Below are 22,490 nucleotides of genomic sequence, written 5' to 3'. Positions count from 1 at the left end.
TAATCGACAAATACATTATTTAATTAAGTTAATTATTATATTTTAATAGTTATAAAATTGACGAGAAACAATTATTAATTAAATATTTTTGTTTGATTACAAATAGATATCTAACATGCTAAAAAATATACTACCATTATTAATCTTGCTTTTTGTTTTTAATATAAAAACTGAAGCACAAGAATTATCTGTAAAGCAAATTAAAAATCTAATAGAATCTTTTAAAAAAGATCCTCGTGGGCCATACAACCGGATCAAATGGTTTTGCGATGATGGTTCTGAACGCGAACCACGAGATCCATGTCCAGATTCAATAGGTGGAGGTATACAACATGCTAGTTTTAAACCATCTGTAATTAGCTTAAGAAAAACGAATCAGCTCTATTTTTCAGATATAATTGCATCATTAAAAGAAAAAGAATTTCTAGATGAAAGCAATAATTACAATCGCTTAAAACAATATCAAATTAATAAGTATTTGGCTAGCGTAAATGACGGTTGGATTTTACAAAAAGCTCAATATTATAGAGGTGCTGTGCAAAGCGAAGACGAAGAAACTTGGGGAAAAGAATTTTTTGAGTCTGTTTTAAAAAACGACTATTTTATTTCAAATAATTTCTATTTAATAAGACAAGCTTTAAAAGATGTGCCACATAATGGCGATGATAATGTTGCGCAATTAATGCGTAGTCAAAGTAAAACCATTTCTGAAGACATGAAGGCATTTATGGATATTAGAATTAAAATTCATGGCCAACCAGAAATAACAGATATTATGTTAGTAAAGAATTTTATAGCTCAAAATAAAATTCCAGAACATTTAAAAAAGGATTTTGATGCTTTAATAGAAACTATGTATAAATTCTATTCTCCAATAGATTTTAATCGTTTAGAAAAGGAATTACAAAAACTACCAGCTTCAAACAGTACAACAAAAAAAATTAACGCGTTTATAGTTTCCAATAAAAACGATAAAACTTCTGCTTCATTTGTTTCGGAATTAGCTAATATTTTATCTGAAATACGACATAATATTTTGAGTTATAAAAGTGGTAAAGACCGCTTGCAACTTTTAGATTTATCTAATCAATTAGAACATACGTTACTTACTGAAACTCAAAATTGGGAAACAGAAACCATTGGTGAAACTCTTGATAAAATAAGCGTTTTATCCTGCGCAGCAATGGGAACCGGATTAATTGAAAATTGGGAATATAATGCCATAGAAACTTCGATTAATAATAAAATAACTAAGTCCAACTTAACTGTAAACGAACTAAACGAGTTATTAACTACTTCTAGAAGTATTGTAGAATGGAGTGCCTCTATGGTAAAGGCTAATTACCAAGAGATTGTTGATAAATATACCGTTTTCGAACCACTTTCGTATAGTTTTATAGACGATCGTGTAAGAAGTAGTATTGCTTTAAGTTTAGGTGAAGCCGTAAGCGATTTTGGTGCTTTTGTATCTAAAACTTCTAATATTAATAACGATGTAATGAATATTGAAAACCAAAGTGCTATACGAGGTTTAAATCCTGGTTATGCTTTTGGAGAATTAGTTGTAGTAGACGGAAATCCTGATAATATTGAAGTGAACACTAACAATATTTATATTTTTGAAAAGCCACCGCACGATTTAAAACCTGTAGCAGGAATTATGACTGTTTCCGAAGGTAATTTGGTATCTCATGTGCAGCTTTTAGCACGTAATTTAGGCATACCAAATGCAGCTTTATCTTATAATAATTTAAAAGCCATGAAGAAATATAATGGCGAAAAAGTATTTTATGCTGTATCTAACAAAGGAAATGTAATTTTAAAATCTGAAGATGATATGTCTTCTACAGAAAAAGAGCTATTTAGTAAAAATGAAAGAAGTAAAAACGTAATTGCAGTTCCTGTAGATCAAATTCGATTAGATGTATCTAAGGTAATTAATATGCGTGAGGTTGATGCTAATGATTCTGGTAAGCTTTGCGGACCAAAAGCAGCAAATTTAGGAGAATTAAAAAAACTATTTCCAGAACAAGTTGTAGAAGGTATTATAATTCCATTTGGAATTTTTAGAGCGCACATGAACCAACAAATGCCAAACCAAAATAAAACTTATTGGCAATATTTAAACGCAACATTTAATACAGCAAACGAAATGAGAGCTGCTAATAAAGCAGAACATGAGGTTGAAGATTACCAATTAAAAGCTTTAGACATATTACATAAAGCTATAATAAATATGCCTTTAGAAACAAGCTTTATTAACGACATAAAAGTTAGTTTTAAAAATGCTTTTGGTAATAGCATAGGTAATGTGCCAGTATTTTTAAGAAGCGACACCAATATGGAAGATTTAAAGGAATTTACTGGAGCTGGTTTAAATTTAACACTATTTAATATTAAGGCTGAAGACGAAATTGTAAAAGGTATTAAACGCGTTTGGGCAAGTGCTTATACAGAACGAAGTTTTAAATGGCGTCAAAAATATTTAAGCAATCCTGAAAATGTATTTCCTTCTATATTAATAATTCCGAGTGTAGATGTAGACTATTCTGGTGTAATGATTACTAAAGGAATAAACTCTGGTAATGAAGATGATTTAACTGTTGCATTTAGTCGAGGTGCTGGTGGCGCTGTAGATGGACAAAGTGCCGAAACCCGTTTAATTACAGAAGATAATAATGTTTTATTAGCTCCTGCAAGGCAAAGCGACTATATTAGATTGCCAGATTATGGTGGAACAAAAAAATACACAACTACTTTTGAAACTCCAATTCTTAACACTAAAAATATAGAAGATATTAGAGCTTTAGCCTCTAAAATTAGAAAAACAATGGAAAAGCATTCTCAAGCTTCAAACCAAGCTTATGATGTGGAATTTGGTTTTAAAGACAATAAGTTGTGGTTGTTTCAAATTCGTCCTTTTGTAGAAAATAAACAAGCAAAAAGTTCAGAGTACTTATCATCTATCTCTCCAAAAATTGAAGAAGGTAAATTGATTAATCTTTCAGAAAAACTATAAAATTACTATGAAAAATTTATTTTATACATCTATTATATTTTGTTTTATTGTCTCGTTCGGTTTCTATCCTATAGACGGTTATAAACGTACAGGAATAAAACGTTTGTATCAAATACAAAAAATGAAATTAGATAGCACACCGTATAACCGTATTCCTGCTGGTGCTTATTTAAAATTAGAAGATATAAAATTAAACTTAACGTCTTTAACTGAAGATAGCATTAACAATGTTTTAGTTGATGACGAAGAGTTTATGAGAAAAATAAAACGTTTAATACCTAGTGGAAATTACTCTATAGCGGTTTTAGACATGACTAATCCTAAAGCATTAAAATATGCTTCGCATAGAGAAAATGTTGGTTATCAACCAGGAAGTGTAGGTAAAATAGCTGTTTTAAATGCAGTTTTTACACAAATGGCAAACGTTTGCAAAAATTGGGACGATAGAGTTATGTACTTAAAAGACATTAAAGTATCGTCACGTTATTGGGGAACTGGAGACCATCATACAGTGCCTATATACGATATTGAAAAAGATAAACTAACCAAAAGACAAGTTATTGCAAGTGATAAATTCTCGTTGTTTGAATGGTTAGACCACATGGTATCTGTAAGTAATAATGGCGCAGCAAGTGTTATGTATCGTGAAGCAATGTTAATGGCTGCATTTGGACCAGATTATGTAAATTTAACCGAAGAACAAGCCGAAAATTATTTTAAAGAAACACCAAGAGATAGCTTAACTAACCTGGCAAATACTGTTGTAAATCAACCTTTAAGAGATTTAGGCATAACTGAAGATGAATGGAGACTTGGAGGTATGTTTACAAGGCCTGCAGGAAAATATGTAGGAAGAAAAGGAGGAAGCATTGGTACGCCAAAAGGATTAATGAAATGGCTAGTAAAACTAGAACAAGGTAAAATTATTGATGAAAAGTCTAGTTTAGAAATGAAACGTCTTCTCTACTCTACAGACAGACGTATACGTTATGCTAAATCTAATAGATTAGACAGTGCTGCTGTATATTTTAAATCGGGAAGTTATTACAAATGTGATAGAACTAAAAACCCAGATTGTAAAGATTATGCCGGAAATGTATTTAATTATATGAATTCGGTAATAATTGTAGAGCATCCAAATAATGGATCCAAATATATAGTTTGTTTAATGTCTAATGTTTTGAATAAAAACTCTGCTGGCGCGCATATGTATATGGCAAGTAAGATTGATGATTTAATTGCAAAAAATAACGAAAACTCCGACGCTAAATTAGATGAGAATTTTAAAGATAAAGATGATGAAGGTAATTAACGCCTTACATCTGTAAGAGCTTCTATAGTAGAATATGCAAAAAACTTAACCTCTTTATTAAGATGCTTTTTTAAAGGCATTACAATAGGTACATAGCTTTTATCATCTAAAACCTTAATAAGATATAATACTTCTAATTTTACACGTTTACCTCTACGCTTAATAAGCATTGATAAATATGCGTTTTCAGGAATTACATTTATTTTTAATATTGATGAAGCTAAATTTCCTTCATCAATTATAGAATGTTCAATTAATGGAAAAACCCTAGATTTTAATTGAGAATTTAACATATTATCCAAAAACTCTAAAGCATTTAAACGTGCTTCTTTTACTTCACTAAATAATCCAGAATAAGTAACATCAATATCAGACTCATCATACACTAAACCTAATAACTTAAAAATACTTTTTAAGCTAGTTTCAAGTTGTTCTTCAAGAACGTCTATTAAACTCTGTCTAGCAATTAAAACCTCAATATCGTTGTCGTTTTTATTCTCTATAGCACTATTGTTACTAATAGTATTTTGAATTGATGCTATAACATCTATAGTGTTTTTATAATATTTACTTTCCCTAATTATTTCACGCTTAAATATTCGTTTATTAAAATATAATTCTGGATTTTTAGCTCGCATTTTTGAAAGTGCTTTTGCAGATTCAAATCTAATAACTACATCATTACTTTTTAATAATCGTAATAGTACTTTTATTGCGCTTTGCGAGTTAAATTCACTAACAACTTTAGGTAGGTGTTCTTTTATGTTATCTTTTAAATCTTCAGATTTGTCAAGAATTAAAATAGTTTTAGTAATACCAGACCCATATTTTTTTAAAGCTTTTACAGTTGTTTTTCTGTAAGTTTTAATTGTTATTAATTCTAATAATTCATCTATAAAACGTTGGTCTGCAGTTATACCAGCAGCTTTAATAGCGTGTTTTACAATAAAAGAGTCTTTGTTATTTAAGTGTACAGTTATAAAAGGATAAAATTTTAAAATACCCGAATAAGCAATTGTGGTTAAAAGGTTTGCAACAGCTTCTTTTCGGCTAAATCCTTCTGGTGTATTTAGATTTCTAACACGATCTGCAATTCTAGAATGTAAATTATATTTTACTGCAAGTTTGTTGTTATTCTTAGCTTCTTTTGCCAAACATAGCAATGCAGCATTAGAAATAAAATCTGTTTCATGATTTAAATATTTATCAAAAAATTGATTAGCGTTTATATATGAATGATGCAATAAATAATCTAAAGCGGTGTAAACTAAATCGTCATTTTGCGCTGTAATAAGGGCTTCTACCTTACTTACTGCCGTACCTTTATCATATTGAAACAATTGGTTTATTGCTTCGGTTTTAACCGCTTTAGAAGGATGGTCTAACAAAGCAATAATGCTGTTTTTTAAAGGAATTAATTTATAAGAAGTTAGTTGGTTTAATAAACTTAAAATTTCTGGTTCTGTGCCAGAGCTTAATATTCGTCTAGCTGCAATAAGTGTTGTTTCGTATTTTCTTTTTTGCTTTAAGTTTTTATCTGGAACTAATGTTTTTTGAATATTTGTTCTAAAAGAATTGAAATAAGCTTCACGGAGTCTGTAAATTAAAACAATCCAAATAAATACAAACAGTAAAATAATTACTGTTATGTAAGATGTGCTTAAATCTAATTTCTTAATTAAAAAGATTAAAAGAAATCCAGCAATACCTGTTGCAACACTATCTACCGCAACATCTATAAATGATTTGGCTTGATTTTTAATGTTTAAAGGAATTGGCATTATAGAAAGTTCTACCGCTGCTTTATTTAAAGATTGTTTAAAACTTCCATCAATTCCCTTAATTATAACTAAGACCCAAAGCTCTGGAAAAGTTAAAAATAATAAGCTTGATAAAGCAATGCCTAAAGGAAGAATTAATAATGTAGATGAAACACCTAAACGACTTAATAATCTGTTAGTTACAAATAATTGTAAAATTAAAGCTAGCACATTAAATGTTGAGAACCAAAACCCAAAAAAGGATGCTAATTCATCGGAATCTGAAATGGCTTTATTTGCAAAATCGCTAAATTGAAAATCTACCAATTTGGCTACAATAACACTAATTCCAGTTATTAAAGCTAAATAAGTTAAATGTTTGGACTTTAAAATGAGTTTTAAAGATGAAACTTGTGTGTTAGATTCGTTATGCTTACGTTGTTTTCTAACATACGTAGTCATTTTTTGTATTCTTAATTTCCATATTTTTTGAATAATTGGAATACAACATAAAATAAAAAATGCAGCTACAAGAATGGCATATTTATTACCATAAGAAGATACAATTAAACTGGTTAAATAACCTCCAAAAACACCTCCTGCTATAGCTCCTGCTCCAATAAAACCAAATAAACGTTTAGCTTCTCTGGCATTAAAAACCATATTGGCTAAAATCCAGAATTGTGATGTGGCAATTACTGCAAAAAGAGAAATACTTAAATAATAAAAGTATAGAATCCAATTATGTAAAATTTCAAAATGTAAAACTATACTTAAAACTATAAATGCTAAGCTAAAAATAATTAGAGATGCGATTGTAATTTTTAAAAGTGAAAACTCACGTATAGCTTTACTGTAAAATATAGTAGTAACAACTGCTACTAAGGCAACTAATAAATAACCATAAGGTAAACTATCTGCTCCCAATTTATTAACAAACAATGCATTAACTGTAGGTTTTACAATTAACAATACAGTTATAATTAAAAAGATATATAACTGCATTAAAAAAGAGATGTATATTTCGCCATCTCTTAGTCCAAATGTTTTATTAATTATTGTTTTTAGCAAGGATAATTAAACTTAAAGGTTTTATTTTAATGCTAAATAACGTGATTTTTTTAATACTTTTTCTATAGGAACCACTAAGTTTCTAATAATTTGTTCTCCATAGTCATTATCTATAAGTGCCACAATAATGTATTTTCGTTTAGGTCCCCAAACAAGTGCAGAGTCTGCATGATAATTTTTCCAAGAACCAGACTTTCTATACACGGTTGCTTGCGGTGCAATTTTATCTAACGTATTAACAAACTTATGATGTAATGCAGGATCTTTCATAATATCTAACATTTCTTTAGAACGTTCTGTATTAATTAAGTTTCCCATTGCTAATTGGTAGTAAAAGCTACACACTTGTCTTGTTGTAGCGGCGTGGCTTAAACCTTTCATTGGTTCTGGATAACGCCTTCCTCCTGAGGCATACCTTTTTCCAACCCAAAGTCCTCCTCCTTCTTTCTCATCGTAAAGATTTGTGTTTGGAGCTCTTAAAACTGCTTCAATTTTCTCGTAACCTACACGATCAATCATTCTTGTTGATGCTTGATTGTTAGACTTACTAATCATTAAACGCATGTCTTTTCTTACTTCTTCAGTGTCTTTTAGCTCTCCTTTATCTATAGCATCCATTGCAGCTAAAAGAATAGCTATTTTAGGTAAACTGGCAGCATACATCATATGGTCGTCGTTTAAACCAGCGTATTTTATATTGCTTTGGTCGGATAAATCTACAATACCAATTGACATTTTTTTATTTTCAATTAGCTTTTTCCATTTACCATTTAAATTAATTTCTGTTTTTAATAACTTTTGAAGTTCGTTATCTTGTAGATTTGAAATTGGATATATCTGGTCATCAGCATTTAAAGGCAAATCGTTTTGTGAAAACGCTAAAAAACCAAATAACATTAATAATATTACAATTGTGTTTTTAAATATGTGTTTCATTTATTGTTTTAAAAATTAAGTGATATATATAATCTAGATAATAAACGTCAAAGGTCATAAATTATTTTCATAATTTGTTGTTAATTTTATTTAAATAACGTTTTGAAAATCAAATATATACGTTTTATAGTTTATTACCATAAATATCTAACTCAATTATAGTCTTCCCAAGTTTTTTTACCTCTTCAAACTGTGTTTTTTTATCGCCTACTACTACATAAATCATATCTTCTTCGTTAAGATATTTATTAATTATGTTTTTGTAGTCTTCTAATGTCATGTTAATTAACTCCTCTTGATCTTCTTCTGTAAATGTTTTAGATAAATTATATTTACTAATATTTCTAAGCATTCCTAATTGAGCTCCAAGACTCTCGTAAGCTCTAGTGTTTCCTTTTAAAATTTTATTTTTAGTAAGTTCTACTTCTGTGTTTGTAAAATCGTTAGCATAATTACTAATCATATTTTTAATAATTTCTAAGGATTTTAATGTTGCATTTGCTCGAACACTAGTTCTTACTGTAAAAGGAGATATTTCTTTATTAGATGAAATTCCCGAATATGCTCCATAAGTATAACCTTTTTCTATTCTTAATGTTTGAAATAATTTACCACTTGATCCTCCACCAAGAATTTCGTTTGCAAAATTTAAATTATTAAACTCTTCGTTTTCTTTAGATAATGCTAATTTTCCTATTTGAAAAACTGATTGCTTAGCACCTGGAAAATCTATAAAATATAGTTTGTTTTTTGAGACTGTATTGGTTATTTCAAAATCTGGTATGTTAACAGCTTTTACATTCCATTCGTTTAGTGTACTTAATGTGCTTTTTACTTCATTATTATTTAAAGCTCCTGCAATATGAAATGATGCGTTTTCTGGTGATAAATTTTTGAAATAATTTTTTAAATCTTGAATACTAATATTGCTTATGGATTCTTGCGTTCCAGAACTTGGTATTGACAAGATATGGTTATCGCCATAAATTAACTTATTATAAGCCATTGAAGCAATACTATTTGGGTTAGACTCTCTATCTTTTAAACTTGTTTCTAAAGCCGATTTAAGTCTATTAAATTCATCTACATCCCAACGTGGTTGTAAAATTATTTCTTTTACTAGTGCTATAGTTTTATCGAAGTTTTTAGCTAAGCAGGTACCTGTTATATGAAAATCTTCGTTAGATGAATATGTATTTATACTTGCTCCTAATAAACCAATAGCTTCTTCTAAATCTGCTGGTGTTTTATTTGCGGTACCTTCCATCATTAAATCACTAAGCAAATTAGCTACTCCAGATTTATTTTCTGGATCTAATAAATGTCCTCCAGGAATAGTAATATCGAATTGCACTAAAGGCACTTCGTTATTTTCTATACCATAAATAGCCATTCCATTTTCTAAGGTATCTGTCCACACTTTAGGCGACTTAAATAATGGTAGTTCTCCAAATTCTGGCTCACTTCTATCGTGCTTAGTTTTAGTTTTTTCGTAAACAGCTTCTGCTCCTTGGCTTACTTCTTCATTAGCAACATCTTGTTTTACTTCTTCAATCCATACACTTGCTTGTTTAGATTCTGCCACTGCTAAATCTAAATTACCTTTTGGCACCACACTAGTCATTACATAATGTTTATTCTTTATGTATTTATTATAAACTCGCATAACATCTTCGGCAGTTACTGCGTTTGTTAATTTTGCTGTTTCTGTTATATAACTTGGGTCTCCATTAAACTCATTATCTTGTACTAATTGAAAAGCTTTATTTAAAACGGTACTAATTCCTCTATATAAATTAGTTTCTAACTCTGCTTTAATTCTATTTAAGTCTTTTTCATTTACGCCATTATTTTCAAAACGTTCTAATCCTTCATTAATAGCGGTTTTAACATTATCTAAATCTACAAAAGCATTTGCACGCACTCTAAAAACAAACTCTCCTGCTAATTCACTACTACTTTGATACGTACTAACTCTTGGTGCTAATTTTTGTTCTTCTACTATAGTTTGATATAATGGTGATTTTTTACTTCCGCTTAATAACTGACCTAAAATTTCTAAAGCATATTTATCTTTATTGTATTCTTCAACAGTAGGAAATGTCATGCGTAATTCTGGTAATTTTGCAAAACTATCCTCAAAGTATAAGGATTTTGTTTTGTCTAGCGTTACAGGCATTGGTGGTAAGCTTTCTACATTAGGTCCGCTAGGTATTTCGCCAAACCATTTCTCTACCAGCTTTTTAGTTTCGTCTATATTAATATCACCAGCGATTACTAACGATGCATTACTTGCACCATAATATTTTTTATAAAATTCTTTTACATCGTCTATTGTTGCTGCTTGTAAATCTGGTAATGCTCCAATTACAGTCCAATTATATGGATGTGTTTCTGGATAAAGATTTTTACGTTTAATTTCATCTGTATAACCATAAGCTGCATTATCTACTCGTTGACGTTTTTCGTTTTTAACCACTTGTTTTTCACGTTCTAAAGCTTCTTTTGTTACGGTATTAATCATGTAACCAAAACGGTCTGAGTCTATCCATAAAATTTTTTCGAAAGCATCTTTTGGTACTACTTCATAATATACTGTATAATCGTTTGATGTCCCTCCGTTTCTGCTTCCTCCCCACTCTGGTATCATTTTTCTATTGGCTCCAACTGGAACGTTTTCACTATCATTAAAACTCATATGCTCAAAAAAATGTGCAAAACCAGTACGTCCTGGTTTTTCTCTGTTTGAGCCTACATGCATTAATGTTGCAACTGCTACTATAGGATCGCTATGGTCTTCGTGTAAAATAACTTCTAATCCATTATCTAAAGTAAATTTTTCATATTCTATTTTAAATTCTTTCTCACTAACATTAAGCTCTTTAGAATTATTATTTGAGCAATTAAAGCACACGATAGATAAACTGAATAAAGTACAAAGTTTTAATAATTTCATGGTTAAAATTTTATGTTTTTGTTAAAGATAAATATTAAATATAAAAATGGCTATTTCAAAATCCACTTTTATTAACTTTGCTTTTTTTATAATTAAAATGTTATGCTAAAAACCTTTAGAATTGTTGCCTTTTTGGAAGGTGTTTCGTATTTATTATTAATGGTTGCTGCAATATATAAACGATTACCTGATGGTAGTGATGAATATGTTAAGTTACTTGGTATGCCTCATGGTTTATTATTTGTAGCTTACATTGCTTTAGCTATATTTTTGCGCACAACTTACAAGTGGAATTCAAAAACCTTTATACTAATTTTATTAGGTTCTCTTATTCCTTTTGGAACTTTTTATGTTGATAAAAAATATTTAAAGCCGTTGGCTTAATCAAAAAATGTTGTAATATTCAGTAATTAATACTGAATTTATGTCTAGTTTCCCTCGCTTTTTACTAATTGCTTGCTGTTTATTTTTATTTAATTGCGAGTATTTTTCTGCTAAAGAATCAACAAATACAGCTAAAGAAGAAGACACATTATCTACCACTATTGTAAAAGTTAATACTAGGCTTGATAATGAGTTTTTAATTAATGGAGTATCTTTCTTAGATAATGATACTTACGTTTATTTATTTAAAGCTGAAGATGATACTTTTGATTTAATAGATTCTACTAAAGTTATTAACACTAATTTTAAATTTAAAGGATCTGCAGAAACACCATCTATATATAAAATCTCTAACGTTAAGAATAAAAATAAAGGATTTTCTTTTTTAGTTGATGCATCCGATATTTATGTTTTTCTAAATAAGCGCGTAGATTTCTCAACGGTATATTCAGCATCTAAAATTCAAAAAGAATATTTAGATTACACTTCGCAAATGACCGACTTTAAAAACAAAGGTATTGCTTTGTACTATGGTATGAAAGGCGATTTTTCTTCACAAAACTTAAAAACACTAAGGCAAGGAAGACTAGAGTTATTTAGTGAGCAAAATGAATATGTAAAGTCGTTTATTAAAAATCATTCCGATTCTTATTTTTCTGCTATGTTAATAAACGATAATTTAGAAACATATAACTCTAAAACATTAAGAACTTTATATAATGGATTATCTCAAGAATTACGTGATATAGAGTTTACAAAGCGTATTGACTCTTTAATTGTTATTAAAGAAAATAATATTGAAAAACGCTTACCTGTTGTTGTTGTTAAAAAAATTGAGCAGTCTTTTAAAAATGAATACAGGCCAAAGGCCTATAAAATTGACGGTTTAAATCCTTATGGACAAGCACTTTCTTTAAATTCTATACCAAAAGGAAAAGTTATTTTAGTAGATTTTTGGGCAAGCTGGTGTGCGCCTTGTCGAGCAACAAATCCAACGCTAGTATCTTTATATAATAAATATAAAAACCAAGGATTTGAGATTTTAAGCGTAAGTGAAGACAAAGGCGAAGCAGAGTGGCTTAATGCTATTGCACTAGATGGTTTAACTTGGGACTACCATATTATTGATAAAAATAAAAGAATAGCATTTAGATATGGTGTAGAATCTATTCCATTTAAATTATTAATTGATAAAAATGGTAATATTGCCAGCGAAAAAATTTCTGGTAGTGCTTTAGAAAACCGTATAAAAGAGCTGCTAAAAGAATAGTTATTTATCTTTTAGCCTATCTTTTACAAACTCAACTTTTGTTTTTCCGTGTGGTTTAGGTTTACCATTCTCATCAAGGTTAACCATAATAATATCTTCTACGGTTATAATGGTTTCTCTAGTCATCATATTTCTAACTTCACATTTTAGAGTAATTGAGCTTTTACCAAATTTTTTAACTTCCATACCAATTTCAACAATATCGCCCTCTACAGCTTTACTATTAAAATTAATTTCACTCATGTATTTAGTTACAATTTTAGAGTTATTTAACTGTACAACGGTATATAACGCTGCTTCTTCATCTATCCAAGCTAATAATCTTCCGCCAAAAAGCGTTCCATTAGGATTTAAATCTTCGGGTTTTACCCATTTTCTTGTATGAAATCTCATATTTAAAATAAATTTTGTTGTGGTTCATTATCTTGATTTGGAATTTTTAAATTGTATCCCAATTCATTATTTAATTTTTTTATAAAATAGGCTGCAAGTAAAGGCGATTCTTTTTCTAAATTTTGATGTATAAAAAAATCTATCTCTTTAATGCCTTGTGTTGTCCATTGTTTTATACGCTCTATCCACTCGTCTAAACGAGAGTAATCGCTTTGGTGATTTGCTCCAACATATCTTACAAATGCTGTACTATTTGTTAAACGCATATGCATAATGTCTCTTCGTCCTGCAGAATCTACTATTATATTAGAAATATTGTTTGTTTCTAACAGTTTATATAATTCTTCGGAAACCTCTGTATTATACCAATCTGTATGCCTAAACTCTATTGCTAACGGAATTTCTTTTGGCCAACTCTCTACAAAATCTATAACACGATTAAAATCTTTAGGCGCAAAATTATTATGCATTTGCAAAAAAACTGTTCCTAATTTTTCTTGTAAGTTTGAGGCATTATATAAGTAGTTTTCTACAATAGCGTTAGTGTCTTGTAGTCTTTTCCAATGAGAAATCTCTTGATTTAATTTTGGAAAAAACTTAAAATTTGAAGGTGTTTTTTGGTGCCATTTAGCAAATTGTTCTGCAGGAAATATGCGGTAAAACGTTGCATTTAACTCGATAGCATTAAATTGTGTAGAATAGTAAGCTAATTCATCTTTTGTTCCTCTAGGATAAAATCCTTTAAGATCTGCTCTATTCCATTTTGCACAACCAACATATATTTCTGGTATGTTATCGTCCTTAACCAAATTTAAAACACGTTTAGTGTCTTTATGGTCTTTGGGTAAAGTAAAGTCTATTAATTCTGGATTATCAACGCTTCCAAATTTCATATTTATATTTTATAAGTTAAAGGTAATTGTTCATAAAACAGTTAACAAGAAATTACTATATGAAATCATTATAGTTATATAATTAATATTTTTATAAAAACCCTTATGATATGACAACTAGAGACTTACAATTATTAGATATTAGGCCTACAATAGATTCTATTAAAATAAGTGATAATATGAGTAAAGATGAACGTTTTCAAAACATAACTTTACGTCCTATTATTAAATTACAAAATGATTTACTTATAGCTGTTTTTAAAAATTACATTAAAAAACATAAGAACGTTTTTTATGAACTTACTACTGAGAGACGCTTGCATTATATAGATAATGCTATACATAAAGATATTAAATTTAGAAATTCTTTAAAAGGTATGGTAATAGGCCAATTTACTACAGATGAATATAAAATTTATATAGAAAACTCATCGGCATTAAACAAACGCATGATGAATATTGTTATTCAACGTTTACAAAGCAATATTCAATTATTTGAAAAAGCAGAGACACTTATAGCTGTTTAACCATCAATTAAAGATACACCATTTAAATCTGTAGTTAAAACATCGCTCATATAATTAAAATATGGCCTAATGGCTTTAAACGATTGATCTATAATATCTATTAACTCTTTACTTTGTATTTCTTTATCTGTAAGTTTTTTAGTAAATACAAATTGTTTTTTTCTAATTAAATCTATAGCATGATGCTCTTTATCGAAACCTTTTGGAGCTGTTTTTAATTCTTCTCCTTCAAGTTCTCCCCAAACAGATTTAAAGGCTTTATTATTTATAATTTCTCTAATCTCTTGGTCATCCATCTCAAACTCTTTTCTTATTCGCAATAAATCTTCTTTTTCTGGAGCCCAAAAACCTGTAGCTAAAAAGCTTTGGTTATTAGGTTGAATATGAAAATAGTAACCACCGCGTAATCTAGGTTTTACTCTATGAAAGGAAGCTCCAAAATTAGTTTTGTATGGTTGTTTGTTTTTAGAAAAACGAACATCTCTATAAATTCTAAAGGCTTTAACTTTATCGATTTCGTCGTGAATACTTAATTTTTGGTTTATAGCATTATAAAACTCTTTAACTTCTGTTTCTAAAGTTTTAAATTCTTTTTTATTATCGTTAAACCAATCTCGGTTATTATTTTTTTCTAGAGCTTTTAAAAAATTAAGTACTTTTTTAGAAATCATATTTTAGTTTAAAATGAGAATATAAAAATACAAAAAAGTCTCAGACTCGAATTACGAATCTGAGACTTTAGTATTTAATTTAGATAGATTAATCTACTGAGTCTTCAATATCATCTGCAACATCTTCTACTGCATCTTCTACTTTTTCTCCTGTTGATTCTTCTCTACAGCTTGATAAAGCAATAGACATTGTAAACAGTACGATAAATAAATATGGTAATTTTTTCATTGTTTTTGGTTTTAAGTTATTTAAAATTAGTCTTCAACTTCTTCTATTTCCTCTTGTACATCTTCAATAGCATCCTGTACATCGTCTGAAGCATTATCAATGTCATCGCTAACATCTTCCATTACTTCTTCTATGTTTTCTTCAGGTGTTTTCTTTTCTTCTCTACAGCTTGTTAAAAATATTGATAGAGAGAACATTAGTATAAAAAGATATGATAATTTTTTCATTGTTTTAAAATTTAGATTTTGTTAATTCATTAAATAAATTTACAATTAAATTTAATTGAAAATACAAATTGATAAATTATCTTTTTCCTCTAATTAAAGATAGTACGAATAATACTAGAAATATGAAAAAACATATTTTAGCAATTCCTGCTGCTCCTCCTGCAATGCCACCAAAGCCTAAAACTCCGGCGATTATTGCAATAATAATAAATGTGATTGTCCAACGTAACATAATTTTTAGTTTTTAGTGATTAATAATTGTTTTTATATAAATTTATTAGGCTTCTGCCTCGTTAAATTTCTCGTCTTTTGCTAAGCTTAATTTGTTATCAAACTGTAGCGTTCTAATAGGAAAAGGAATGTTAATATTTTCTGCATCGAATGCTTTTTTAATAGCTATAATAGCATCACTTTGTCCTGTAATTTTATCTTTTGCTTTGTTTCCTTTAATCCAAAATCTTGTTATAAAGTTGATGGAACTGTCTCCAAATTCTTGATAATAAAACTCTACATCTTCTTCTTTTTCAACTTCTGCAAATTGTTTTGCAATAGCCGATTTTGTTAATTGCTTTACTTTCTCCAAATCTGATTCATAACCAACGCCACAACTTACAATAATTCGCATTTTTTTGGTTAAAGAATAATTTTTAACCGGATTCTCCAATATGGATTTATTTGGTATCATTACTAGTTTATTATCTGCTTCTTTTACAACAAAGTTTTTTAAACTAATTTCTACAACTTCACCTGCAAAACCATTTGTTTCTACCCAATGCCCTAGTTCTATACTTTTTCTAAAACTTAAAACAATACCTGCAAAAGTGTTGCTTAATGTGCCTTGTAAGGCTAAACCTATTACCAAACCAGATACTCCTGCTGCTCCTATTAATGTTTCTAGTGTTTTACTAAGATTTAATATTCCTAGTGCTAGAAATAAACCTGCTGCTATAATTACTATTGCAACAATTTTGGTTATAATATTAACTAAAGAATCTTGGTGTACTTTTTTAGATACTAACTTTCCAATAATTCTAGATACATATTTAGATATGTAGTAAAAAACAACTAAAACAATAATTGCTATTATTAAGTTTGGAATGTTTTTTACAATGGCATTAAACCATCCTATAAGTTTATCAGATAATAGCTCATAAGCTCTATTTAATTCTTCTGTCATTTTTCTTGTTATTATAAAGTTATTGTTAATTAATTTTCTTTTCTGCCTTGAAAAAATTAACTTTTAACTTCATCACGTTTTAATTGATCGTTAGTGCTTTTAGACCATGCATTTAACATCCAACTCATTTTTTCTAATTCACGAATGTAAGCGCCAATAAGGTCTATTGTACCTTCATCTCCAGCGTTTTCTGCTTTTTGTATAACTGTACTCATTTGAGACAGTATAAGTTTATGGTCTTCTAGCAAAATGTCTACCATATCCTTATCTGTAGTCATACCCGAAACTTCTTTAAGTGAAGAAATTTTTAAATAATCGCTAAATTTACTCACTGGATGATGCCTAAGTGTAAGAATACGCTCTGCTATTTCATCAATTTTTAATTGTGCATCATTATACATTTCTTCGAATTTAATATGTAAATCGAAAAAATTCTTTCCTAGAATGTTCCAATGAAAAGTTCTTAATTTTTGATAGTATAAATGGTAATCGGATAATAAAGTATTTAGTTCCATAACTACTGGTAGTAGTTTTTCATCTTGCATATTCAAATAGCTCATAATTTATAATAGTTTTTTTTGGTTCTATTATCAATATAGGCATATATGCAGTTACATCTCCTTGATTTAACGGCTTTTAACCAAATTAGAAATTTATTAACTTAAATTATGTTAATGAAAATGAAGTGTTGTTAATTTAATTAACAGAGTTATTCGAAATCAAGACTTTTAAGTATTAAGCCTGATGCTGGAGCTATATACTCCATTTTTATAGTGTTATTAGGCTCTAAAGAAGCTTCTATATCGTCTAAAGTTAATTTACCTTTACCAAGGTCTATTAGAGTACCCATCATTAAACGTATTTGGTTTCTCATGAAGCCTTTTCCTCTTACACGAAGTAAATAACTTTTCTTTGGAAAAAAGTTTGCTGTGTAAATAGTATTTTCTACAATCTCACAAGTTAGAATTTCTCGATTGTAAATTCCGTTATCAGATGGTTTGTAACAATAGGTTTTTAAATAATGTTCACCTTCAAAGAGCTTTGCTCCTTTCTTCATTATTTCTACATCTAAATCATCCAAGATTGTTGTTAATATTGGTGCGCAAAATGGATGGAACTTATCTCCAAAAGCAAATAAATAAATGTATTCTTTTACTTTTGGGTTATTAATGATATTAAATTTCTCATCTACCTCTTTAATAGATAATGCTCTAATATCTTGAGGTAAATTAGTATTAAAGAGTTTTAAAAAATCATTTTTATTACCTATTTCTTCATATACAAATAATTCTATCGCTGTTTCTTCTGCAGATACCATTGCATCTGTTCTTCCAGAAGCCAAACTTTTAAATCGTTTTCCTTCTAGTATAAAATTTAAAGTGCGATCTACCATTAAATGTAATGTTTTTACATCTGGTTGTTTTTGCCAACCATGAAAACGGTAGCCTAAATATTGAAGCTTTATTAAATAATAGAATTTTTTTGTAAACATTGCTTGAAATTGATTTCGAAAGTAAACTTATTAATAGCATTAAACAAAATTTTTATAAATTGTAATAATAATAACTAACTAAAACTTAAAATTATGACAGAAAACTCGACACAAAAACCACCAATTTGGTTCTGGATTATAGCTGTAATTGGGCTTATTTGGAACGGAATGGGAGTAAATGCTTATTTGCAGCAAGCCTTTAATACAGAAAGCCATAGAGCAATGTATACCCAAGAACAGTTAGATATTGTAGCTAACACTCCTACTTGGGTTACTGCTGCTTTTGCTATAGCTGTATTTGCAGGATTCTTTGGTTTTGTTTTTATTTTATTGAGAAAAAAATTAGGCTATACTCTAATGTTATTATCGCTTTTAGCTGTGTTAATTCAAATGAGTTATATTTTAATTAATGGTTACGCAAGTAGTATAGGCATGACTATAATGATTATTGTTTTTGCTATAATATTTGTTCTTTTAGCAAGACTTTTTAAACAAAAAGGTTGGCTTAAATAAAAACTTATGTAAACAGTTTAAAGCATCAGTATTATATAATAAAACTGATGCTTTTATTTTATACTTATTATATTTTTTGAAACTTAAATATCCTTTTGATCCAAATTTAAAACACCATATAATTATTGGTTTATCCATAGCTATTTGGGTTTTTATTTTTCTGTTTTTTACAGAACCTTTAGATGTTTCTGAATTAAATACTACAGAAAAACTAACCTATCTTCCACTCTACGGATTAATTGGCGCTATTTCATATTACTTGTTTTTACCACTACAATATTTTCTATTTAAAAACAGTAAACAAGCATGGAAATTAAAGCATGAAATTATTTTTATAATATGTCTAGCTATTGTTTCCATAATATTAGCCAGACTACTGTATTTATACGTAGTAGTAATTAACGAGCCCAATCCATATACTTTATTATATATGGTAAAATCTATTTTCTTTCCTGCGCTTTCTGTAATATTACCTATTATTATAATTGGTCGTTTTGCTTTTGGTAAGTATCATGAAAAAAAACTAGAGGACAAAAAAATTGAAATTAATGGAGAAGGCAATTACGAGAATTTAAAATTGCATTTAAATGATTTAATTACCATTCAATCTTCAGACAACTATATTGAAGTTTTATATCTCTCTGGTCAAAATATAAAGAAAAGTCTTATTAGAAATAAACTATCTGTTATTGAAGATAGTTTTCCAGAATTATTAAGAACACATCGCTCTAATATTATTAATCCTTATCATTTTCAATCTTGGAAAATAGAAAAAGGAAAGCATTTTATATTACTTACTAACGATGTTAAAGTGCCAATCTCTAAAACCTATTTAGAAAAAGTAAAAAACACTTTTAATTTCGCCACAACATAGCATTATTTCGTCCCAAACACCTATTAATATTGAGTTTTCTTAAACTTGAAATATATCTTTGTTTCAGAAAGTTTAATCAATAAAATTCAGTAATTATGAAAAATGCAACCACTTTTATTTTAGTTTTTTTCTTCGGAATTTATTTCTCTTTTGCACAAAATAAAACTTGCGATTGTAAAAGCGATTTAGATTTTGTAGTTGAAAAATTAAAAGCAATGCCTTCATATAAAGATCAAATAAAAGGTGAAAAATTAGATGATTTTAATGAAACATATAAAACATTAGCTTCAAAAATGAAAGCACCAATGCCTATTGAAGCTTGTTATAAATTATTACTACAACAAATGGTTTTAATTAACGATGTGCATTGTAGTTTAACATTTAACGACACTTATTTGTCTAAAGAAGACACTAAGGACGACACCAAAATAATAGATTTTAAAACAACAGATACATTTAAAAATCATCCCAAAACGACACATCATCTTCAAACGCTTAAGGACCAATTAACACAAAAAAATGAAGCTGAATTAGAAGGTATTTACAATTATAACGAATCACAAAAAATTGGTATATATTTCTCAGCAGATAAAAATAAGCTAATTGGTGTTGTACTAAGTAGTGATTTAAAACAATGGGAACCTGGAGAAATTATTTTTGAAGCAACGCCTAAAAACGATATTAAATACAACCTTTATTATTATCATCCTGTTACAAGAATTCCAGGTTTTGTAAGGAGTATTTCTTTTGAAAATGATCGACTTTGGGCTTATAAAAAAGAAGGAAATACAGCTAATGCAGAGTTACCAATTAAAAATCAATCTGATTGGGAGTTTAAACAACTAAATAGCAATACACAATACATGTATTTTGGAAATTTTAGTTCATTTAGTAAAAAAAACAAGAATGCTTTTAAGGCTTTTTACAATAAAATGAAAAAAGATTTAACTGCTGAAAATGTAATTGTTGATTTAAGAAGTAATGGAGGCGGAAATAAAAAATTATCAGATCCTTTTATAAAATTATTAAAAAAGAAAAACGTTTACATTTTAACCAACTGTTTTACAGGCAGTAATGGCGAACAGTTTACTATTAAACTTAAAAAGCTAAAAAGTGCAAAACATTTAGGCCAAACCACAAGAGGTATTATTGCTTATGGTATGAATTATGGCTACAATTACAATACACCTTCTGGATATTTTAATATAAAACCAACAGACATGGACTTTAGCGAATACTTACAATACGAAGGCAAAGGTGTTGTACCAGAATATCCTTTAGATTTTAATCATGATTGGATAGCTCAAACTTTAGAAGTTATTGCAACCGAAAACAACTAAATAAACAATAAAATAACGTGGTTCTAATTCGCGATTAAACTTTCTATTTCAACATTAGATAAAGGCTGTTACAAAGATTGTAACAGCTTTTTATTTTTCTCTTCCTTTTAAAACGTTAACCACATCTTTAAGTTTAAATCCTTTAGCCTGCAATAACATTAAATAATGAAACAATAAATCTGCGCTTTCGTTTAAAAACAAATCGTCATTATCATCTTTTGCCTCAATAACTACTTCTACTGCTTCCTCTCCTACTTTTTGAGCTACTTTATTTATACCTTTCGCAAATAATGACGCCACATACGATTTTTCAGAATCTCCTGCTTTTACACGACTTTCTATAGTGTTTTCTAGTTTAGAAATAAAACCGAAATTTTCATCGTTTTGTTCATTCCAACACGTATCGCTTCCTGTATGGCATGTTGGACCTTTTGGTTTTGCTTGAATTAACAATGTGTCGTTATCGCAATCTAGTTTAATATCAACCAAATTTAAAACGTTTCCGCTTTCTTCACCTTTAGTCCATAAACGGTTTTTGGTTCTGCTAAAAAAAGTAACCAATTTGGTGTCTTTAGTTTTATTAAACGCTTCTTCATTCATATAACCCAACATTAATACATTTTTTGTTGTGGCATCTTGAATTACTGCTGGTACTAAACCGTCGTTGTTTTTATTAAAATCTATGTTCATTATAATCGTACTGCTATATTATTATCTCTTAATGCTTCTTTTAAATCTTTAATTGCAATTTCACCAAAATGAAATACGCTTGCAGCCAATGCTGCGTCAGCTTTTCCGTCTTTGAAGGTATCTATAAAATGCTGAACTGTTCCTGCTCCACCTGAAGCTATTATGGGAATATTTAAAGTTTCAGAAAGCTTGGCTAAAGCTTCGTTTGCGAAACCTGCTTTGGTGCCATCGTTATTCATTGAGGTAAATAAAATTTCTCCTGCACCTCTACTTTCAACCTCTTTTGCCCAATCGAACAAATTTAACTCGGTTGGAATACTTCCACCAGCCAAATGCACAATCCATTCACCATTAATTTGCTTAGCATCTATAGCAACCACAACACATTGGCTACCAAATTTATTAGCCAATTCATTAACCAATTCTGGACGTTTTACTGCTGAAGAGTTTATAGAAACCTTATCTGCTCCAGATTTTAAAAGCACATCTACATCTTCAATAGACGAAATTCCTCCACCAACTGTAAACGGAATATTAACGTGTTCTGCTACTTTTAAAACCATATCAATCATGGTTTTTCTACCTTCTAAAGTAGCCGAAATATCTAGAAAAACCAGCTCGTCTGCACCTTTTACTGCGTATTGTTTTGCTAATTCTACTGGATCTCCAGCATCACGAAGGTTTACAAAATTGACACCTTTAACGGTTCTTCCGTTTTTAATGTCTAAACATGGTATAATTCGTTTTGTAAGCATA

At 29.0% G+C, this 22,490-nt stretch carries 22 protein-coding genes; 8 read left to right on the top strand and 14 right to left on the bottom strand.

The window, feature by feature from the left end:
- Positions 1-115: 115 nt before the first annotated feature.
- Positions 116-3,019: a PEP/pyruvate-binding domain-containing protein gene (locus BWR22_RS08175; protein ID WP_076733197.1), complete on the top strand. Its 2,904-nt coding sequence runs from the start codon at positions 116-118 to the stop codon at positions 3,017-3,019.
- Positions 3,020-3,026: 7 nt separating this feature from the next.
- The gene (locus tag BWR22_RS08170) at positions 3,027-4,331 is read left to right on the top strand and encodes a serine hydrolase (protein ID WP_076733196.1); all 1,305 of its coding nucleotides are present in this window, start codon (positions 3,027-3,029) and stop codon (positions 4,329-4,331) included.
- Here BWR22_RS08170 and BWR22_RS08165 read toward each other — a convergent pair.
- The 3 genes from BWR22_RS08165 to BWR22_RS08155 all read right to left on the bottom strand — a co-directional run bounded on the left by BWR22_RS08165 (position 4,328) and on the right by BWR22_RS08155 (position 11,054).
- Entirely contained in the window at positions 4,328-7,162 is a 2,835-nt protein-coding gene (locus tag BWR22_RS08165; protein ID WP_076733195.1) for an Npt1/Npt2 family nucleotide transporter, read from the bottom strand. The two genes, BWR22_RS08170 and BWR22_RS08165, sit on opposite strands and share 4 nt — an antisense overlap.
- 21 nt (positions 7,163-7,183) lie before the next feature.
- Positions 7,184-8,098: a serine hydrolase gene (locus tag BWR22_RS08160; RefSeq protein WP_076733194.1), complete on the bottom strand. Its 915-nt coding sequence runs from the start codon at positions 8,096-8,098 to the stop codon at positions 7,184-7,186.
- Positions 8,099-8,222: 124 nt separating this feature from the next.
- Positions 8,223-11,054, bottom strand: coding sequence for a M16 family metallopeptidase (locus BWR22_RS08155; protein WP_076733193.1), 2,832 nt, complete (start codon positions 11,052-11,054; stop codon positions 8,223-8,225).
- Between the two features lie 102 nt (positions 11,055-11,156).
- Between BWR22_RS08155 and BWR22_RS08150 the strand changes: the two genes are divergently transcribed.
- Together BWR22_RS08150 and BWR22_RS08145 are read left to right on the top strand one after the other, a co-directional pair.
- Complete coding sequence (locus BWR22_RS08150) at positions 11,157-11,438, top strand: DUF3817 domain-containing protein (protein ID WP_076733192.1); 282 nt, start codon at positions 11,157-11,159, stop codon at positions 11,436-11,438.
- Between the two features lie 40 nt (positions 11,439-11,478).
- Positions 11,479-12,708, top strand: coding sequence for a TlpA disulfide reductase family protein (locus tag BWR22_RS08145; RefSeq protein ID WP_076733191.1), 1,230 nt, complete (start codon positions 11,479-11,481; stop codon positions 12,706-12,708).
- On the opposite strand, the gene BWR22_RS08140 is transcribed toward BWR22_RS08145, so the two are convergent.
- Positions 12,709-13,101 (bottom strand): acyl-CoA thioesterase, encoded by a 393-nt coding sequence (locus BWR22_RS08140; RefSeq protein WP_076733190.1) that lies wholly within the window; start codon positions 13,099-13,101, stop codon positions 12,709-12,711. It lies immediately after the preceding gene.
- Between the two features lie 2 nt (positions 13,102-13,103).
- Positions 13,104-13,994, bottom strand: a complete 891-nt coding sequence (locus tag BWR22_RS08135; RefSeq protein ID WP_076733189.1) for a DUF72 domain-containing protein — start codon at positions 13,992-13,994, stop codon at positions 13,104-13,106.
- 110 nt (positions 13,995-14,104) lie between these two features.
- On the opposite strand from BWR22_RS08135, the gene BWR22_RS08130 reads away from it, so the two are divergent.
- Positions 14,105-14,521 carry a glyoxalase gene (locus tag BWR22_RS08130; protein WP_076733188.1) on the top strand — a complete coding sequence of 139 codons (417 nt, stop codon included), beginning with the start codon at positions 14,105-14,107 and terminating at the stop codon, positions 14,519-14,521.
- Here BWR22_RS08130 and BWR22_RS08125 read toward each other — a convergent pair.
- From BWR22_RS08125 to BWR22_RS08100, 7 genes are all read right to left on the bottom strand, one after another.
- Positions 14,518-15,192, bottom strand: a complete 675-nt coding sequence (locus tag BWR22_RS08125; RefSeq protein WP_076733187.1) for a DUF2461 domain-containing protein — start codon at positions 15,190-15,192, stop codon at positions 14,518-14,520. The two genes, BWR22_RS08130 and BWR22_RS08125, sit on opposite strands and share 4 nt — an antisense overlap.
- An 88-nt stretch (positions 15,193-15,280) precedes the next feature.
- Positions 15,281-15,421, bottom strand: coding sequence for a hypothetical protein (locus BWR22_RS14415; RefSeq protein WP_170148501.1), 141 nt, complete (start codon positions 15,419-15,421; stop codon positions 15,281-15,283).
- A 26-nt stretch (positions 15,422-15,447) separates the two neighbouring features.
- Positions 15,448-15,648, bottom strand: coding sequence for a hypothetical protein (locus tag BWR22_RS08120; protein WP_076733186.1), 201 nt, complete (start codon positions 15,646-15,648; stop codon positions 15,448-15,450).
- 76 nt (positions 15,649-15,724) lie between these two features.
- Complete coding sequence (locus BWR22_RS08115) at positions 15,725-15,880, bottom strand: DUF1328 family protein (protein WP_076733185.1); 156 nt, start codon at positions 15,878-15,880, stop codon at positions 15,725-15,727.
- A 45-nt stretch (positions 15,881-15,925) separates the two neighbouring features.
- Positions 15,926-16,825, bottom strand: coding sequence for a mechanosensitive ion channel family protein (locus tag BWR22_RS08110; protein ID WP_076733184.1), 900 nt, complete (start codon positions 16,823-16,825; stop codon positions 15,926-15,928).
- A 56-nt stretch (positions 16,826-16,881) separates the two neighbouring features.
- The gene (locus tag BWR22_RS08105; protein WP_076733183.1) at positions 16,882-17,385 is read right to left on the bottom strand and encodes a Dps family protein; all 504 of its coding nucleotides are present in this window, start codon (positions 17,383-17,385) and stop codon (positions 16,882-16,884) included.
- Positions 17,386-17,534: 149 nt separating this feature from the next.
- Positions 17,535-18,317 carry a tRNA pseudouridine synthase A gene (locus tag BWR22_RS08100; protein WP_076733182.1) on the bottom strand — a complete coding sequence of 261 codons (783 nt, stop codon included), beginning with the start codon at positions 18,315-18,317 and terminating at the stop codon, positions 17,535-17,537.
- A gap of 93 nt (positions 18,318-18,410) precedes the next feature.
- Between BWR22_RS08100 and BWR22_RS08095 the strand changes: the two genes are divergently transcribed.
- The 3 genes from BWR22_RS08095 to BWR22_RS14300 all read left to right on the top strand — a co-directional run bounded on the left by BWR22_RS08095 (position 18,411) and on the right by BWR22_RS14300 (position 21,044).
- Positions 18,411-18,830, top strand: coding sequence for a hypothetical protein (locus tag BWR22_RS08095; protein ID WP_076733181.1), 420 nt, complete (start codon positions 18,411-18,413; stop codon positions 18,828-18,830).
- Between the two features lie 76 nt (positions 18,831-18,906).
- Positions 18,907-19,704 carry a LytTR family DNA-binding domain-containing protein gene (locus tag BWR22_RS08090; protein ID WP_076733180.1) on the top strand — a complete coding sequence of 266 codons (798 nt, stop codon included), beginning with the start codon at positions 18,907-18,909 and terminating at the stop codon, positions 19,702-19,704.
- Between the two features lie 95 nt (positions 19,705-19,799).
- Positions 19,800-21,044, top strand: a complete 1,245-nt coding sequence (locus BWR22_RS14300; protein WP_083678253.1) for a S41 family peptidase — start codon at positions 19,800-19,802, stop codon at positions 21,042-21,044.
- 90 nt (positions 21,045-21,134) lie between these two features.
- On the opposite strand, the gene hisIE is transcribed toward BWR22_RS14300, so the two are convergent.
- Together hisIE and hisF are read right to left on the bottom strand one after the other, a co-directional pair.
- On the bottom strand, positions 21,135-21,734 hold the full coding sequence (hisIE, locus tag BWR22_RS08075; protein WP_076733179.1) for a bifunctional phosphoribosyl-AMP cyclohydrolase/phosphoribosyl-ATP diphosphatase HisIE: 600 nt from the start codon (positions 21,732-21,734) through the stop codon (positions 21,135-21,137).
- Positions 21,734-22,489, bottom strand: a complete 756-nt coding sequence (hisF, locus tag BWR22_RS08070; protein ID WP_076733178.1) for an imidazole glycerol phosphate synthase subunit HisF — start codon at positions 22,487-22,489, stop codon at positions 21,734-21,736. Before hisF ends, hisIE begins: the two co-directional genes overlap by 1 nt.
- Between the last annotated feature and the right edge of the window lies 1 nt (position 22,490).

The sequence above is a fragment of the Lacinutrix venerupis genome (assembly GCF_001971745.1).
In the GTDB taxonomy this organism is placed as follows: domain Bacteria; phylum Bacteroidota; class Bacteroidia; order Flavobacteriales; family Flavobacteriaceae; genus Lacinutrix; species Lacinutrix venerupis.
The sequence above is the reverse complement of the archived record's forward strand: the minus strand, read 5'-3'. Positions and strand labels throughout refer to the sequence as shown.